The following is a 15,445-nucleotide window of genomic DNA, read 5'->3' as shown; positions in this document are numbered from 1 at the left end:
CGCGCTCATCTGTAAGAACGGCTGCGCGGCGCGAATGTTTAGGCCTGCTTCATGCCGTTTTCGTCGAACCTCGCATCCTTCGGTACGGTGACGAAGGGTTGAACCCCGCCAGCCGTACCGCCCGCCGCCGCGTTCAGCCCGAAGACGAAAGCGAGCACGGTCGCGATCGCGGTGTAGAGGTCATCGCGGACCTCCTGGCCTTCATTGCTCGTATAATAGACCGCGCGGGCGAGCGTCGGATATTCGAGGATCGGCACGCGGCCTTCGCCGGCCAGTTCGCGGATCGCCAGCGCGGTCGCGCCGCGTCCCTTGGCGACCACCACCGGCACCTGGTCCTTGCCGCGATCGTAGCGCAGCGCCACCGCGAAGTGCGTCGGGTTGGTCAGCACGACATGCGCCTCCGCGACCGATTTCCGCAGGCCGCCGCTCGCCATCGCGCGCATCTTGGCGCGCATCTGGCCCTTCGCCTCACCATTGCCTTCGGTCGACTTGTGCTCGTCCTTCACCTCCTGCTTGGACATCCGCATCTTGCCCAGGCGGCGGATGATCTGGATCGGCAGGTCGATGCCGGCGATCGCACACAGCCCGAACGCCATCGCGATCAGGATGCCCTTGAAGATCCCGCCGAGCGTCAATAGCGCTTGGTTGAGATCCGCGGACGAGGCGAGCCCTATCGTGGAATGCGCGGCGTTCCACAGCATCCAGCCGCCGATCGTGCCGAGCAGGATCACCTTCAGCAACGACTTGCCAAGTTCGATCCAGCCGTTCGCACCGAAGATGCGCTTGAGCCCCGCCGCCGGATCGACGCGGCTGTATTTGGGGGCGAGCAGGCCGCCGTTGAAGCCGAGCGAGCCGAGCCCCGCCTGGCTCAGGATCGCGGCGCCGATGCTGACGATGAATAGCGTGATGAGCGATGGCGCGAGCTTGCCGCCGGCTTCCATCAGCGGGCGCCAGGGGGAGAAATCCTCGACGTCAGCGTGGGTGAACTGGAAGCTGGAACTCATGATCGCCTTGCACGCCGAGATCAGCGTCGGCCCCGCGTAGATCAGCCACGCGACGCCGGCGAGCATGCTCAGCGCGGTCGCGAAATCGCGCGATTTGAGGATGTCGCCCTTTTCGACCGCATCCTTCTTGCGCTTTGCGGTTGGTGCTTCAGTCTTTTCGCCCGAATCCTCCGACATCAGCCGAGCACCAGGTTTTCGGTCGCGGCGATGCCTTCGCGGACGATGACGAGCATGTAGTCGCCCATCGTCGGGAACGCGATCGCCAGCGTGACGACGCCCACCGCGAGGCTGGCGGGGAGCCCGACCGCGAACAGGTTGAGGGAGGGCGCGGCGCGGCTCAGCATGCCGACGACGATGTTGAGGCAGAGCAGCAGGAAGCCGACCGGGAGCGCAAGCAGCAGGCCGGCGAGGAACGCATAGCCACCGAAGAACGCGATCGCCTTCAACCGCTCGACGCCGATCCACGCGGCGCCGGGGGGGAGCACGTCATAGCTTTTTACGAGCAGGTCGATCAGGATCAGGTGGCCGTCGACCGACAGGAACAGCAGCGTCAGCATGATCGAGAAGAACTGGCCGAGGGCAGGGGATGACTTGCCGTTTTGCGGATCGATCGAGGACGCGAAACCGAGCCCCATCGCGCCGCCGATGATCTCGGCGGCGATGACGGGCGCGGCGAACGCGATCTGGAGCACGAAGCCGAGTGCGAGCCCGACGAGCGCTTCGGCGGCGGCGGAGAGGATCGTGGAGACCGCAAAGATGTTCTGCGGCGGGACGATCGGGTGGGCGGCAAGCACGAGGAACCCAATCGCGCCCGACAGCGTGACTCGTACGGTCAGGGGGACCGACACGGACCCGAACACCGGCGCGGCGATGAACGTCGCACCGATGCGGATCATTACGAACACGAGCGCCCAAAGCTGGGGCTCGATCAAGAGGCCGAAGCCTAGCATCTCAGTTGCCGTTCGTGCCGAGTTGGGACCGAGCGAAGTCGAGGGCCCGTATCGAGGTACCTGTCCCTCGATACGCCTTCTCGACGAGCTCGAAGTCTACTCGGGACGAACGGAAATTGTGGCTCACTTAACCAGATCCGGAATACGCTCGAAGATCCCGATCGTGAAATCGCTCAGCAGCCCCAGGATCAGGCTCCCGAAGATCAGGATCGACACCGCAACCACGACCAGCTTGGGCACGAACGACAATGTCTGCTCGTTGATCGACGTCGCCGCCTGGATCATCCCCAGGATCAGCCCCGCCAGCAGCGCCGGGATCAGGATCGGCGCGCTGGCGAGCGCCAGCACCCACATCGTCTGGTTCGCGACGGTCAGGAAATATTGCGCGTCCATGCTCTCAGGTCGCGAACGAGTTGGCGAGGCTGCCCATCGTCAGCGCCCAGCCGTCGACCAGCACGAACAGGAGGAGCTTGAACGGCATCGAGATGATCGTCGGGCTCAGCATCGCCATGCCGAGCGACATCAGCACGGTCGCGACGACGAGATCGATGACGATGAAGGGCAGGAAGATTAGGAAGCCGATCTGGAACGCGGTCTTCAGCTCGGACGTGACGAACGCGGGGAGTAGCACCGAGAAGGGAATGTCGGTCGGCGTCGCGTAAGGGCCGGATTTCGCGATCTGCGCAAACATAGTGACGTCCTTGATCCGCGTCTGCTTGACCATGAACGCGTGCAGCGGGACGCCCGCCGTCGTGATCATCTGCGTGCCTGCCAGCTGCCCGGCGGCATAGGGCTGGATCGCGGTCGTGTTGATCTGGCTGATCGTCGGCGCCATGATGAAGAAACTGAGGAACAGAGACAGCCCGAGCAGCACCTGGTTCGGCGGTGTCTGCTGAAGCCCGAGCGCCTGGCGCAGGATCGCGAGCACGATGATGATCCGCGTGAAGCTGGTCATCATCAGCAGGATCCCCGGCAGGACCGTGAGCAGCCCCATGATGATGAGGACTTGCAGCGACAGCGACAGCGAGCCGCTCTGGCCGGTATTGCCCGCAGCCTGGCCGCCAAGCTGGCCAAGCGCGCGATCGACCGCGTCGCCGACGGCGGGGTTGGTCGGGGCGGGGACGCCTTGCGCAAAGGCGGGCATCGCGAGGAAGAGGGCGAGCAGGACGGCGAGGCCTATCCACAGCCATGCGTTTGCGCGCGGGCGCGGCGCAAAATTATGCAGCGCACCGGTCGTGGCTCCTGGATTCCCGGGTACGCGGGAAAACGGTTTGGCGGTCGATGCGGCGAACAGGGCGGGGCCCGAGCCTTTCCGCGTAACCGTCGGACGAGCGACCGCGCTCATGCGTCGACCTTGTCGATCAGGTGCACGCCGCCGCGACCGACCGAGACGAGCAGCCGGCGGCCCTCGAAATCGATCACCGCGAGGCGCAGGCCCGGCGAGATCATCATCGTTTCCTTGACGCCGATCAACCGCGTCGACGGCTTGCCCGGGATCCGGCTCTCGAACTTTCGCCACAGATACAGGCACCCGAACATCAGCCCGCACACCAGCGGGAGCAGGATGACGAGCTTGAGGATATAGGTCCAGAGCATCGTGGTTCAGCCGCGCTTGTCTGGAGACACGAGCTCGGTCATCCGCACGCCGAAGCGCTCGCCGACCGTCACGACTTCGCCGCGCCCGATCAGCGTGCCGTTGACGAATACATCAAGCAGCTCGTTCGCTTGGCGATCGAGTTCGATCACGCTGGCTTCGCCGAGCGCGAGCAGTTCGCGCAAGGTCAGGCTGGTCGAACCGATCTCGACGGTCAACTTGACATCAACATCCTGGAGCAGCCGGAAATTGGCGGCAACGGCAGCATCTACGGGGAAGCCTCCGGTCATGTCGTTCATGCTGCAAATCCTTCGTCGAAACTGGTAATCGAGGTGAGCTGGATGGCGGCGAAGCCGTTCGATGTGCCGACCGTGCCGCAGCCGAGGCGGTTGTTGCCGACCATCACCGGCACGTCGCCCGAGATGGTGATCGGGATCACGTCGCCGGGCTTCAGGTCCATCAGCATCGTCAGCTTGACGACCGGCTCGGCGAGCACCGAGCGGATCGGGAAGCGCACATTCATCGCCGCGCGAGTTAGTTCGGTGCGCCAGGCCGGATCGGGCTCGGCCGACTTGCCGACGACCTTCGCGGTCAGCGATGGCGCATGCGGCTTCAGCGCGGAGACGGGATAGACGAGGTCCAGGAACACGGGCTTGGCGGCGCCCGCGGCGACGCCGAAGCGCGTGACGATCATCGCGTCCTCGCCGTCGAGATCGGCGATCATCGCTGGGTTCACCTCGACGCGCGTCGGCAGGAAATCGAACCGCGCCATTGGCTCCCACGCGGTCTTCAGCGGCGCGGCGATCATCTGGCCGATCCGCGCGACCATCGCCTCGGCGGCGGGCGAGAATTCGGTCGGCAACGTGTGCGGCGCGGCGCCGGTGCCGCCGAAGAACATGTCGAGCATCTCGAGCACGAACTTGCCGTCCATGATGCACAGCGCCTGCGCCATCCCCGGAGTCATGATCAGCGGCAGCCACGCGGTCAGCGCATCGCTGCGCTCGGCGCGGTAATCGGTGAAGCGCTGGACCACCAACGGCTCGGCCCAGCAGCGGACCTCCTGGCGTAGCAACGGCTCGAACACGCCGCGCAAACCGCGTGCGAACCGTGCCGAGAGATGCTGCAACGAATGCAGGTCGCCGAACGGATTGAGCTTGGCCCCGCCAAGCACGCCCTGATGCAGCACGCCGTCCTTGGGCGCGCCGGAGCGATCCCGATCGCGTCGCTCGCGTGTCTTTGCTGAGGCCTCGTTAACCATGCCTCACTGAACAACGAAACTGGTAAAGTAAACGTTACCGATGCCGCCGAATCCTTCCTTCTGCTTGAGCGTATCGTTGATCGATTTGGCGAGGCGGACCTGCAATTGGCGCTTGCCGTCGCTGCTCATCACCTGCTCCTCGGTGGTGTCGCCGAGCGTCATCAGGATGGCCGAACGGACCGCGATATCGTTGGTTTTCAGGTTGGTGATGACGGTGTCGTCATACGGCGTCGACACCGCGATCCCGACCTGGACGAAGTGCACCGAATTCTGGAGATTGGACATGAAATCCTTCTCCATCGAGTAGTAGGTCGAGGCGTATTTGTCGCCCCCCTGCCCTTCCGGGGTCTTCATGCCGTGGTTTTCGGGCGCAGCGTCCCCGCCACCATGACCGCCGCCTTCGCCGCCCTCGGGAGCATGCTTCTGCTCGCTCTTGGGGAGGAGTTTGGGCCTGCCGTCGTCGACCTCGGCGTGGCCGCCACCGAACAGTCCGGCGCTGCTGGCATAGACGCCCGCACCGATGCCGCCGCCAACGAGCACCAGCAGCGCGACGCCGCCGATCAGCATCGTCTTCATCTTGCCCTTTTTCTTCGGGGCCGCGTCCGCAGTATCTTTCTTGTCGCTCATGTTAGCTTCCTTCGGGTCAAGCGATTCGGGTGTCTTCGGTGGGGTCTGCGATCACGGCGGATGCCGCGGTCGCGCGATTCGGGGCGTTCGTGGTTGCCGGTGCGCGCTGCTGGCTGGAACCGGCGTTGCTGCCCGTGTTGCCATCGCCGAGCATGGCTTGCCCGAGCTTCAGCCCTCGCGCTTCGGCCAGCTCGGCCAGCCGCGGCTGCGCATCGGCGAGCAAGGTCCGCGTCGCAGCCTGTTCGGCGTTGAAGTGGACGTGGACGGTGTCGCCATCCTTCCTCATCGACACGTCGATCGCGCCGAGCGCATCGGGGATCAGGCGGATCCGCGTGTCGGTCGCGTTGGCGCCGTCGCGGAGCATGTCGATGCGTTCGATCATCGCGTGCGGCCAGCGCTCCTGCCGCATGTCCAGCGCGGCATGCTGCGCCGTCGCGGGTGCGCTCTGCACGAGCGGTGCAGGGGCAGCCGAGCCGAGCACGGACTCGAGCGATCCCGTTTTAGCTTCGGTATCGTCCCGCGCCTTGGAGGCCACCTGGATCGCCGCGCCGAACACCTGAGCCGCCGACGCGACCGTGCCGGGTTGCGGCTGAACCGCACCGGGCTGCGCCACCGCAAGCGCGACCGGCGCCGTCGCCTCGGTCGCGGTCCAGCGCGGCGTGCCGACCACGGGGGGTGCCGCCGTCATTATCGGCACGGCGTCTGCCGAGGCGTCGGTCGGCACCGGACTGCGACCTGCCACCGTGCCATATCCAGCACTCGCCGGCATCGCGAACGGCACCGAGGAGCCCATCTGGACTGGCGACACCCTCTGCACCTCCGTCATGGCCGCACCGAGGGGCGCCTCAGCGATCGGCGGCGAAGGCGAGGCGAGTACCCCCATGAGCGGTTGGGTGATCTGGCCGCCTTGGCCCGAAGTCCTCGCCATAGGCTTCGCCGTGCTTCCGGCTTTCACGAACTCCGGGACCTGCGGGGTAAGGGGCGTCGTGTTCTGGGCAACCTCGCCCACATGCGCGGGCAGCGGCAGGCTCGCGACCGGCGGCGCGACTGCACTGCCGCCGTGCATTTTTGCAAGAAGGTACGCCGAATCCGGTAGCGCCTGATCGTGAGGGGTCCCGCCACGCAGGGCCGGGTCGGCCAAGGCTGGGCGGGGCGCGACGGCAGGCACCGGCTCAGCCATTGCCGCGCTCCCGCTCGACGGTAGGTTCGCCGAACGCTTCGGTGCGGCGCGGGCCGCGGCCCCAGTCGGTTCGTCCGGCGAGGCATTCCCGTTCGGAAGGTCGGGACTATCCTTTGCCCCGCGAGCCGCTTGCCTGTTCGCCGCCGGCTTGAACGCGGCTTCTGGGGATGCCGCAACGACGCCACCAGGGCTCGAGCGGGTAGGAGATGGCGTGGCTGACGCGACGACCTCGGGGCTCGCGATGTCGGTAACCGCGGGGGCGACGAGCAAGGGCTGCGTAACTTCCTCGTGTCGCGGTACTTCAATAGCAGACGCCTTGGCCGGCTCGGAATGTTCGGTAGGTACCAGATCGTCCGTTTCCACGCCTTGGTCGCTGCGGGAGGAGCGGGGAGGACGTGCGCCGAGCGTCTGCCGCCCGACGGTGAGGGCCGGACGTACGGGAACCGGCACCGCGACCGTCGCGGTTAGAAGCGCGGCGTCCGGTATTACCGGTGACGCTTCCGGCTTGGTCGCCACGGGTTGGGGCGTCATCGCGGCCTGCCACGAGACCGCGCCGACGCCGGCAAGAGCCGCGATCGGCAATCCGTTGCCGGTCGCGACCCAGTCCTGCCGGGTAGAGGACGGCGATTGGAGATCGGGCGGCACGTCCCCGGTCGTCGCAGAGGGGGGCGCATCGTCGCTGGCCTGCGCAAAGGACTCCGCGAAACTGACCGCCCCACCGCCTGCGACACTGCCCGCCTGTGGCGTCGTGGTCGCTCGCAGGGTTGGGGACGTCGGAGAAAGGGTCGCGGTCTGGATCATTCGGGCACTCGGGTTCGGGCGTGTGCCCGTCACTCAGCAAGGATCGTGCCGAACCTTCCGGAACGCCGGCGCATCTTCCATTTCGCGGATCGCCTTCAGCACCGCATCGGCGTCTGCGCGGGCGAGCAGCTTTTCCACCGCGCTCTGATCGCGCTTGGCGGCGCGAGTCGCTTCGGTCGCGCGTTCGACATGGCGCTCGGCAGCGCGGACGCGTTCGACCGCGGCGGTGGCGGATTGATGCAGGCGCTCGCGGTAATGCGCCGACGCCCCCAGCGACACCGCGGCGAGCGTCTCGTGGACCGGCGCGACCGCCTCGGCGAGCAGCGCGATACGGCCCGACAGCGTCTGTTCGTTGGCGAACTTGTCGTGCGCGCGCGCTTCGTCGGCGCGGGTCAGCCCGAGCTGGAGCGTGCGGACGCGGTGGATGCGCGCCAGCGTCTTGCCGCGGGCATCCGCCACCTCAGCCGCCGAACACGCCGGTCAGCTCGGCGACCGCGTCGTTCAAGGAGACGTTCTCGTCGGCGTCCTGGCGGATATATTCCATCACCGCGGGATGACACGCGATGGCAGCGTCGATCGCCGGATCGGCGCCGTGGCGATAGGCGCCCATCAGCACGAGATCGCGGTTTTCCTCATAGGTCGCGAGGTGGCGGCGGAGCGTCCGCGCGGCCTTCGCATGGGGCGCATCGACGATGTCGGTCATCACGCGGCTGACCGACGGGCCGATGTCGATCGCGGGATAGACACCGCGCTCGGCAAGGTGGCGGTTGAGGACGATGTGGCCATCGAGGATCGAACGCGCGGAATCGACCACCGGATCATTGCCGTCGTCGCCGTCCGCCAGCACCGTATAGATCGCGGTGATCGAGCCGCCGGTGTGGACGTCGACGCCGGCGCGCTCGATCAGATTCGGCAGCATCGCTATTGCGCTAGGCGGGTAGCCTCTGGCCGACGCTGGCTCACCGAGCGCGAGGCCGATCTCGCGACCGGCATGCGCGACGCGGGTCAGCGAATCCATGATGAGGAGGACCTTCTTGCCCTCGTCGCGGAAGGATTCGGCGATCGCGTGCGCCCGCAGCGCGCCGCGGATGCGGAGCACGGGCGAATGGTTGGCAGGGACGGCGACGACGACCGAGCGCTTGCGCGCTTCGCCGGCGACCTTGGTCTCGAGGAAGTCGGCGACTTCGCGGCTGCGCTCGCCGATCAGGCCGATCACGATGACGTCGGCCTGCGCGGCGCGGACGATCATGCCGAGCAGCACCGACTTGCCGACGCCCGAGCCGGCCATGATGCCGACGCGCTGGCCTTGGCCGATCGTCAGCAGGCCGTTGATCGCGCGCACGCCGACGTCGAGCGGTTCGAGCACGCGGCCACGATCGAGCGGCGACTGGAGCTTGCCTGCGAGCGGCCAGCGCCCGGCGCCGCGGATCGGGCCGAGGCCGTCGATCGGCTTGCCGGCGCCATCGACGACGCGACCGAGCATGGCAGCCCCGACTTCGGCTTCCCCCGGCGCGCCGATCGGCTTGACCGGTGCGCGCGGAAGGAGGGCCGCGGCGCCGCCGAGGTTCATCATCAACGTGCGGCCGTTGCGGAAGCCGATGACTTCCGCCTCGACGCTCGCCGCGCCTTCGCCGACCTGGCAGACGGTGCCGACGGGCAGCGTGAGGCCGACCGCTTCCATGAGTAGCCCGTCAAACGAGGCGAGGCGGCCGGAGACCTTTGGCTTGGCGACGAAATCGGCGTTGGAGAGGGTTTCAAGATAGTCGGCGGTAAAGCGGTTCAGCATTTGGGCACCGGCACGCGGTCGATCGCTTGCGCCAACTGGTCGAGCCACAATTCGGGACCGTCCTCGACGATCGTCGACGCGCTTTCGAGCACGAAGCTGCCGCGCGCGACGCCAGGGTCGCCGGCTGCGAAGATCGTCTTTGGCAGGCGGCCTTCCAGCAGCGCAACGTCGTCGGGGTGGACGCGGAGCAGCGCGGATTCGGCAGCGTCGGACAGGAGTTCGGCGGCTGTCTCGATGCGGCCGGCGAGGACGTCGGGGGCGATACCGACTTCACCGACAAGTTTCGAGACTAGGAACAAAACGGTTTGGCGGAGCTGGGCGGCGACATGCTCGCGGTCGATCCGGTCTCCGCCGAGCGCGGTGGCGAGGTCGCCGAGCAACGCGCCGTCGCGCATCGCCGTCTCCTGCGCGGCGGCGGCCGCAGCGGCGAGACCCTCCGCGTACCCCGCGGCATGCGCGTCGGCGAGCGGATCGATGAACGACGATTCGCTCACCGGGTCGAGCGGATCCCAGCCCGCGGTCGGGTTCACGTCCCTGTCCGCGGGGCTGAAATGCTTCGGGGCACTCGGCTCCGAAGTAAAGTTCGGGGACGCGACATGGGTCGGCCGCGCTGCCACACGCTCGCGGATATCCGCTGCGGCGAACCCGGAGGGCGGCGCGAATGCGCTCGCCAGAATGTGCGCGGTCGTCGTGTGGCGCGACGCGAAACCTGCGGTGAAGCCGTTAGACATAATCGTCTTCCCCCCCGCCCATCTGGATCGTGCCGTCCTTCGCGAGCCCGCGTGCGATCGCGATCATCGCCTTCTGTGCCTCGAGCACTTCGGCAAGCTTCATCGGTCCGCGCGCTTCCATCTCGTCGCGGATGCCGTCGGCGGCGCGCGCCGACATGCAGCCGAGGAAGCGGTTGCGGATAGTCTCGTCGACGCCCTTCAGCGACTTGGTCAGGATCTCGCTGTCGACGTTGCGGATCAGCGTGCCCAAATTCTTGTCGTCGAGTTCGAGCAAATTGTCGAAGACGAACATCGCCTCCTCGATCGCCTTGGCGACGTCGCGGTCAATCTTGAACAGCTTGGGCATCACGCGCTGTTCAGTCGCCTTGCGCGCGCCGGACAGGATCTTCGCCGCCTCGCGCGTGCCGCCCAGCGTCACGCCGGCGCCGGTCGAGCCGGTGCTGGTGCGGTTGGCGAGCAAGGTGCGCAGCGTATCGACCGCCTCGGGCGTGATCGGCCCAAGCCGCGCGATGCGGTGGAGGATATCGGGCTGGACCGCGTCGGGCAGCAGTTCGAGCACCTGGCCGCCGACCGATGCGTCGAGGTTGGCGATCAGCACTGCGGCGATCTGCGGATGCTCCTTCTCGATCATCGCCGCGATCTCGGGCGCGTCGAGCCAGTCGAGCAGCTCGAGTTCGCACGCGGCCTCGGCCGGCGTGATCCGCGCGAGCACGCTCTCGGCCTTTTCGCGACCAAGCGCGCGGTTCATCACCGCCTCGATCTTAGGGCGGGGGTCGAACCCGATCGCGGTCCGCTCCCGCGCGCGGTCGACGAAATCGTCGAGCACGTCCTCGACTTCCTGCTCGGACACGTCGGCGACCTTGAACATCGCTGCGCCGAGCTGGCGCACCTCTTCGGGCTCCAGCTTCTGGAGGATGGCCGCGGCCTCCTCCTCGCCGACGAGCATCATCAGCACCGCGGCGCGTTCGACGCCGGTGTAGGTTCGGATGGCGACTTCGCTCACTTCGCGTCCGCCTTGATCATGTCGCGCACGGCCAGCGCGGCGCGCGTCGGATTGTCGCGGGTGAAGCCGCGGACCGCGCCGATCCGGTCGTCATAGCCACGCGTGTTCTCGAGCTGGTCGAGGCTGACGGGCGGCGCGACGCCGATCCCGGCGGGCGCGCCCTCGCCATCGACTTCGCCGATCGGCTGGCCGAAGGCGGGACGCGTCGTGGCATCCTCGCGCTTCTTCATCAGCGCCTTGGCGATCGGGCGGACGCCGAGCAGCAGCACGAGCAGCGCGATGACGATCGCGGTGCCGTTGCGGGCGAGCACCGGCAGCCAGGCATTGTCGTACCAGGCGGGGCCGGCGGCGGTATCGGCGGTACTCGCGAACTTGCGGCTGATCACCGTGACGTTGTCGTTGCGCGCCTGGTCGAAGCCGACCGCGCTCTTCACGAGGTCGCTGATCTGGTTGATCTCCATCGCGGTGCGACGGCCCTTGTCGGGATCGCGCAGCAGCACGGCGACCGAGAGACGCTTGACCCCGCCCGGCGTCGCGCGCGTGACCGACACTTCGCGACCGAGGTCGTAGGCGCGCTGATACTGGTCGGACTGCTTCATCGCGTCGGGGGCAGGGCCGCCGGCGACCGGCTGCGCCGCAGGCGTACCGGGGTTGCCGGTCGCAGGCTGCGGGGCGGAGAGCGTGCTTGCGGCAGGTGGCGTGTTGCTCAGCGCACCCGGAATGCCGCCCGGAGCAGCGCCCGTGCCGTCCTTCTGGTTGCCGGTCCAGTTGCCCGTCTCGGCGCGCAGCACGCCCTGCTTCTCATAGCTTTCGCGCGTCGCCTGGCTCTCGTCGAGATTGACGTCGGCCTGGACTTCCGCGGTGAAATTGCCTGCGCCCACGAGCGGCGTAAGCAGTGCGATCAGCTGGGTGCGATACTTGTCCTCGACGCGGCGCTGGATATCGATCCGCGCGTCGCTCGCCGCCCCTGCGCCGTCGTTGCCGCCGGCCTTGGTGAGCAGCGCGCCCATCTGGTCGACGATCGTGACGGCCTCGGGCTTCATCCCCGGCACCGACGAGGCGACGAGATTGATGATCGAGCTGACCTGCGCATCGCTCAGCGAACGGCCACCCTGCAACTTCAGGATCACCGAGGCGGAGGGCGCGGCGTTGTCGCGGACGAACACCGACGCTTCGGGCATGGCCAGATGCACGCGCGCTTCGGCGACCGCGTCGATCTCCTCGATCGACTTCGCCATCTCGGACTCACGCGCCTGGCGGAGACGTTCGCCTTCGACCGCGCGCGACACGCCCATCGGCAACTGGTCGAGGATCGCATAGCCGCCGGGCGCCGCTTTCGGCAGGCCCTGACCCGCGAGCAGCATCTTGGCGCGGCTGTAATCGTCCTCGCCGACGGTCAGCGCGCCGGTGCCTTCGTCGATGTGGCTCTTGATGTTCGCGGTGGTCAGCGCGGAGGTAACGGCGGCCTTGTCCGAATCGGGCAGGCCGCTGAACAGCGTCTTCTGCGTCGGCGTCGACAGGCTCATCCAAGCGAGCGCTGCGGCGGCGATCAAGCCGACCATCAGTGCCATCGGCAGCGAACGACGGACCGCGGGCTGCGCAAACGCGCCCTTGATCTGCTGGAGGGGGTTGGCGAACCGTTCGGTCGCACCGGAGGTGGGGATGAGTGCGGTGCTCATATCAGACCGGCATGCTCATGATATCCTTGTAGGCGGACAGCAGCTTGTTGCGGACCTGCAACGTCGCCTCGAACCCGACCGACGCCTGCTGGCGGGCCAGCATCACTTTCGCGATGTCGACCGTCTCGCCGCGCTCATAGCTTTCGCTGAGCTTGGCGGCCTGGGTCTGGCCGTCGTTGACGCTTTTCAGCGCGGTTTCCATCGTGTCGGCAAAGCTGATCGGCTTGACCGTCTCGGTCGGCGCGACGTTCCCCGCCGCCCCAGCACGCGACAGCGCCTGGTTGCGTTCGAGGATCTGCGAGCGCAGCGCCATGACGCGGTCGACGCTCATCGCGCCGCCGCCAATGCCTGAGACGCCGCTCATGCCGAGGCTGCCCAGTTCTGCGCGCTGCCGATGTCGTCACCCTGTTCGCGCGCCTTGGCGAGGCGGTAGCGTAGCGTCCGTTCGGAAATGCCGAGGCGCTTGGCGGTCTCGATACGGCTGCCGTTGCACGCCTTGAGCGTCTCGCGGATCGCCGCGAACTCGCTCATCTGGACGATGTTGCCCAAGGTCTCGGGTTCGGCCGGCGTTGCGACTGGTGCGATCGGTGTCACCGAAGCGGTGCGCTGGAACGTCATCGTCACCGGGCGGTCGAACACGATGTGGTTCGCCTCGATCGTATCGCCACCGCAGAACAGCAGCGCGCGTTGAATCACGTTCTCCAGCTCGCGGACGTTGCCCGGCCAGTCGTGCAGCATCAGCTGCTCGATCGCGGCGTGGCTCGGCCAGGGAATGACGTTGCGGTTGCCGGCGTGACGCAGGATCAGCGTCGCGGCGAGCGCGGGGATATCCTGCGGGCGCTCGGCCAGCGACTTGGTCGCGAGCGGGAACACGGCAAGGCGGTAATAGAGATCGGCGCGGAACCGGCCGGCGGCGACTTCGGCGTGGAGGTCGCGGTTGGCGCAGGCGATCACGCGCACGTCGATCGGCTGCGGCACCGAGGCACCGAGCGGCACGACCTCGCGCTCCTGCAACACGCGGAGCAGTTTCGCCTGCAGTTGCAGCGGCATCTCGGCGATTTCGTCCAACAAGATCGTGCCGCCATTGGCTGCACGGAAAAACCCGTCGCCGCCCGCCGACGCGCCGGTGAACGCGCCCTTCTGGTGGCCGAACAGCAGCGCTTCGAGCATCGATTCGGGGAGCGCGGCGCAATTGATCGCGATGAACGGCTTGTCTTTCCGCGCGGAGCCGTTGTGGATGGCGCGGGCGAGCACTTCCTTGCCGGTGCCGGTCGGGCCGTTGATCAGCACGGTGATGTCGGCGGCGGCGACGCGCTCGGCAAGCGCGAGCAGCGCGAGTGATTCGGGGTCCGCGGCGGTCGGCATTTCCGGCCCGCCGATCAGCGCGCGCGCGAAGCCGTTGCCGACCGCGGTGTCCTCTGCGGCAAAGCTGATCCGTGCCGGCGAACCGTCACGCGACGGGGTCACTTCGCGCCCCTGGCAACCGATCACCACGGTGCGGGCGGGGGCGGTGATGCCCTCGCCATCCGCGACCAGGAACAGGTCGTTCGGCCCAGGCTGCGCGGTCTCGAAAGAGCCGACCCCGAACCCCTGCGCGCGCAGCGACGAGACGAGCGCGTATTTACGCGAAGTGACTGCCGCTGATGGAAAAATCGAACGCATGAAAGGGTCCCCCTGAACGAATCGGGGAATGCGCCATCATTGGTAAATTCGTGGTTAAACGCTGCCGGCACCGGCAGATTTTTTCCGGGCGCGTCCACGCGGACACACGCGGACATATACCGGGTGCGTTCGCGCGCGCGGAAGCGCTCACCTGCGTGTGCTAGCCCGCGCGCGAGGTCGAATTTTTTCCCTAAATCTCCGCGGAAGGCGGCCGTTACTCATCTCGACGGCACGGGACTTCGCCATGGGGGCGGCGCGGATCGTCTGACACTTTACGGAGTTTTCGCCATGACTGTTATCGGAAGCAACATCTCTGCGCTGAAGGCTGCCAACGCCTCGACCAGCGCCAGCAGCGCACTCGCCACGTCGATGGAGCGCCTGTCGACCGGCAAGCGCATCAACTCGGCGAAGGACGACGCCGCCGGCCTGGCGATCGCCAGCCGCATGACCAGCCAGATCAAGTCGATGGCCGTCGCGGTCCGCAACGCGAACGACGGCATCTCGATGACGCAGACTGCAGAAGGCGCGCTCGGCGAAGTCACCAGCATGCTGCAGCGCATGAAGGAACTGGCCACGCAGTCGGCTACCGGCACGCTCGGTTCGTCGGAGCGCAAGGCGCTTCAGGCCGAAACCGATCAGCTGACGTCGCAGATCAACGACATCTCGAAGACGACGAACTTCAACGGGCAGAACCTGCTCGACGGTTCGGTGAAGGACTTGAAGCTTCAGACCGGCACTAATTCGGGCGACAGCGTCGGCGTCACCATCGACGCGATATCCGCAGACAAGCTCGGCCTGTCCAACGCGAGCGGCAGCGTATCGGGTCGTATCACGGCTGATACCGCGTTTGCGGTTGGTGGTATTACGCTCAACGGCGTCAACGCCTTCGAAGGAACGGCAGCAAAAAATATCGGCAGCGCCGCCGATCTCGCCGCTGCGATCAACACCAACAGCGCCCGGACTGGCGTGACTGCCACTGCGTCGAACAGTGTGACGAGCGCAGTCATTCCCGGCAGCGTCGCAGCCGGCGCCGTCAAGATCGGCGGCAAGTCGGTTGGCGCAGCATCCTCCGTCGAGGATCTGGTCACGCAGATCAACAACAACGACTTCGGTGTTTCGGCGACGCTGAACGACGACAAGTCGATCACGCTGTCCAATTCGACCGGTAAC

16 protein-coding genes and 1 pseudogene are annotated in these 15,445 nt (G+C 67.0%); 1 reads left to right on the top strand and 16 read right to left on the bottom strand.

Annotated features, from left to right (window positions below; translation table 11 throughout):
• Positions 1 to 38: 38 nt before the first annotated feature.
• The 16 genes from flhB to ASE69_RS08450 all read right to left on the bottom strand — a co-directional run bounded on the left by flhB (position 39) and on the right by ASE69_RS08450 (position 14,275).
• Positions 39 to 1,181 (bottom strand): flagellar type III secretion system protein FlhB, encoded by a 1,143-nt coding sequence (gene flhB, locus ASE69_RS08525; RefSeq protein WP_056485131.1) that lies wholly within the window; start codon positions 1,179 to 1,181, stop codon positions 39 to 41.
• Positions 1,181 to 1,954 carry a flagellar biosynthetic protein FliR gene (gene fliR, locus ASE69_RS08520; RefSeq protein WP_056485129.1) on the bottom strand — a complete coding sequence of 258 codons (774 nt, stop codon included), beginning with the start codon at positions 1,952 to 1,954 and terminating at the stop codon, positions 1,181 to 1,183. The genes flhB and fliR overlap by 1 nt, the downstream gene beginning before the upstream one ends.
• Before the next feature lie 123 nt (positions 1,955 to 2,077).
• Positions 2,078 to 2,347: a flagellar biosynthesis protein FliQ gene (gene fliQ, locus ASE69_RS08515; protein WP_055874447.1), complete on the bottom strand. Its 270-nt coding sequence runs from the start codon at positions 2,345 to 2,347 to the stop codon at positions 2,078 to 2,080.
• 4 nt (positions 2,348 to 2,351) lie between these two features.
• Positions 2,352 to 3,299 (bottom strand): flagellar type III secretion system pore protein FliP, encoded by a 948-nt coding sequence (gene fliP / locus ASE69_RS08510; RefSeq protein ID WP_082452976.1) that lies wholly within the window; start codon positions 3,297 to 3,299, stop codon positions 2,352 to 2,354.
• Positions 3,296 to 3,550, bottom strand: coding sequence for a flagellar biosynthetic protein FliO (locus ASE69_RS08505; protein WP_056054129.1), 255 nt, complete (start codon positions 3,548 to 3,550; stop codon positions 3,296 to 3,298). The genes fliP and ASE69_RS08505 overlap by 4 nt, the downstream gene beginning before the upstream one ends.
• A gap of 6 nt (positions 3,551 to 3,556) precedes the next feature.
• The gene (fliN, locus tag ASE69_RS08500; protein WP_056485127.1) at positions 3,557 to 3,847 is read right to left on the bottom strand and encodes a flagellar motor switch protein FliN; all 291 of its coding nucleotides are present in this window, start codon (positions 3,845 to 3,847) and stop codon (positions 3,557 to 3,559) included.
• Positions 3,844 to 4,806 (bottom strand): flagellar motor switch protein FliM, encoded by a 963-nt coding sequence (locus tag ASE69_RS08495; RefSeq protein ID WP_056485125.1) that lies wholly within the window; start codon positions 4,804 to 4,806, stop codon positions 3,844 to 3,846. Before ASE69_RS08495 ends, fliN begins: the two co-directional genes overlap by 4 nt.
• 3 nt (positions 4,807 to 4,809) lie before the next feature.
• On the bottom strand, positions 4,810 to 5,433 hold the full coding sequence (gene fliL / locus ASE69_RS08490) for a flagellar basal body-associated protein FliL (protein ID WP_056485123.1): 624 nt from the start codon (positions 5,431 to 5,433) through the stop codon (positions 4,810 to 4,812).
• Positions 5,434 to 5,449: 16 nt separating this feature from the next.
• Positions 5,450 to 7,447 (bottom strand): flagellar hook-length control protein FliK, encoded by a 1,998-nt coding sequence (locus tag ASE69_RS08485; RefSeq protein WP_156362233.1) that lies wholly within the window; start codon positions 7,445 to 7,447, stop codon positions 5,450 to 5,452.
• Positions 7,448 to 7,873, bottom strand: coding sequence for a hypothetical protein (locus tag ASE69_RS08480; RefSeq protein ID WP_056485119.1), 426 nt, complete (start codon positions 7,871 to 7,873; stop codon positions 7,448 to 7,450).
• Between the two features lies 1 nt (position 7,874).
• The gene (locus ASE69_RS08475) at positions 7,875 to 9,200 is read right to left on the bottom strand and encodes a FliI/YscN family ATPase (RefSeq protein WP_056485117.1); all 1,326 of its coding nucleotides are present in this window, start codon (positions 9,198 to 9,200) and stop codon (positions 7,875 to 7,877) included.
• Complete coding sequence (locus ASE69_RS08470) at positions 9,194 to 9,931, bottom strand: FliH/SctL family protein (protein WP_056485115.1); 738 nt, start codon at positions 9,929 to 9,931, stop codon at positions 9,194 to 9,196. The genes ASE69_RS08475 and ASE69_RS08470 overlap by 7 nt, the downstream gene beginning before the upstream one ends.
• Positions 9,924 to 10,934 (bottom strand): flagellar motor switch protein FliG, encoded by a 1,011-nt coding sequence (gene fliG, locus ASE69_RS08465; protein ID WP_056485113.1) that lies wholly within the window; start codon positions 10,932 to 10,934, stop codon positions 9,924 to 9,926. The genes ASE69_RS08470 and fliG overlap by 8 nt, the downstream gene beginning before the upstream one ends.
• Entirely contained in the window at positions 10,931 to 12,613 is a 1,683-nt protein-coding gene (gene fliF / locus ASE69_RS08460; RefSeq protein WP_056485111.1) for a flagellar basal-body MS-ring/collar protein FliF, read from the bottom strand. The genes fliG and fliF overlap by 4 nt, the downstream gene beginning before the upstream one ends.
• A 1-nt stretch (position 12,614) precedes the next feature.
• Positions 12,615 to 12,977, bottom strand: coding sequence for a flagellar hook-basal body complex protein FliE (fliE, locus tag ASE69_RS08455; RefSeq protein WP_056485109.1), 363 nt, complete (start codon positions 12,975 to 12,977; stop codon positions 12,615 to 12,617).
• Positions 12,974 to 14,275: a sigma-54 interaction domain-containing protein gene (locus ASE69_RS08450; protein ID WP_056485107.1), complete on the bottom strand. Its 1,302-nt coding sequence runs from the start codon at positions 14,273 to 14,275 to the stop codon at positions 12,974 to 12,976. Before ASE69_RS08450 ends, fliE begins: the two co-directional genes overlap by 4 nt.
• 288 nt (positions 14,276 to 14,563) lie before the next feature.
• On the opposite strand from ASE69_RS08450, the pseudogene ASE69_RS22895 reads away from it, so the two are divergent.
• Positions 14,564 to 14,971, top strand: a pseudogene (locus tag ASE69_RS22895) (flagellin protein FlaA); the annotation flags it as partial.
• Between the last annotated feature and the right edge of the window lie 474 nt (positions 14,972 to 15,445).

Origin of the sequence: Sphingomonas sp. Leaf208 (assembly GCF_001421415.1) — a bacterium.
GTDB lineage: Bacteria > Pseudomonadota > Alphaproteobacteria > Sphingomonadales > Sphingomonadaceae > Sphingomonas.
This window is presented reverse-complemented; position numbering and strand designations above follow the sequence as displayed.

Bases quoted from the DNA above. Each gene is read 5' to 3' on its own strand.
- ASE69_RS08450 (WP_056485107.1), bottom strand. From the start codon at position 14,275: ATGCGTTCGATTTTTCCATCAGCGGCAGTCACTTCGCGTAAATACGCG.
- ASE69_RS08475 (WP_056485117.1), bottom strand. From the start codon at position 9,200: ATGCTGAACCGCTTTACCGCCGACTATCTTGAAACCCTCTCCAACGCC.
- fliE (WP_056485109.1), bottom strand. From the start codon at position 12,977: ATGAGCGGCGTCTCAGGCATTGGCGGCGGCGCGATGAGCGTCGACCGC.
- fliQ (WP_055874447.1), bottom strand. From the start codon at position 2,347: ATGGACGCGCAATATTTCCTGACCGTCGCGAACCAGACGATGTGGGTG.
- fliP (WP_082452976.1), bottom strand. From the start codon at position 3,299: ATGAGCGCGGTCGCTCGTCCGACGGTTACGCGGAAAGGCTCGGGCCCC.
- fliN (WP_056485127.1), bottom strand. From the start codon at position 3,847: ATGAACGACATGACCGGAGGCTTCCCCGTAGATGCTGCCGTTGCCGCC.
- ASE69_RS08495 (WP_056485125.1), bottom strand. From the start codon at position 4,806: ATGGTTAACGAGGCCTCAGCAAAGACACGCGAGCGACGCGATCGGGAT.
- fliR (WP_056485129.1), bottom strand. From the start codon at position 1,954: ATGCTAGGCTTCGGCCTCTTGATCGAGCCCCAGCTTTGGGCGCTCGTG.
- flhB (WP_056485131.1), bottom strand. From the start codon at position 1,181: ATGTCGGAGGATTCGGGCGAAAAGACTGAAGCACCAACCGCAAAGCGC.
- fliF (WP_056485111.1), bottom strand. From the start codon at position 12,613: ATGAGCACCGCACTCATCCCCACCTCCGGTGCGACCGAACGGTTCGCC.
- fliL (WP_056485123.1), bottom strand. From the start codon at position 5,433: ATGAGCGACAAGAAAGATACTGCGGACGCGGCCCCGAAGAAAAAGGGC.
- ASE69_RS08505 (WP_056054129.1), bottom strand. From the start codon at position 3,550: ATGCTCTGGACCTATATCCTCAAGCTCGTCATCCTGCTCCCGCTGGTG.
- ASE69_RS08470 (WP_056485115.1), bottom strand. From the start codon at position 9,931: ATGTCTAACGGCTTCACCGCAGGTTTCGCGTCGCGCCACACGACGACC.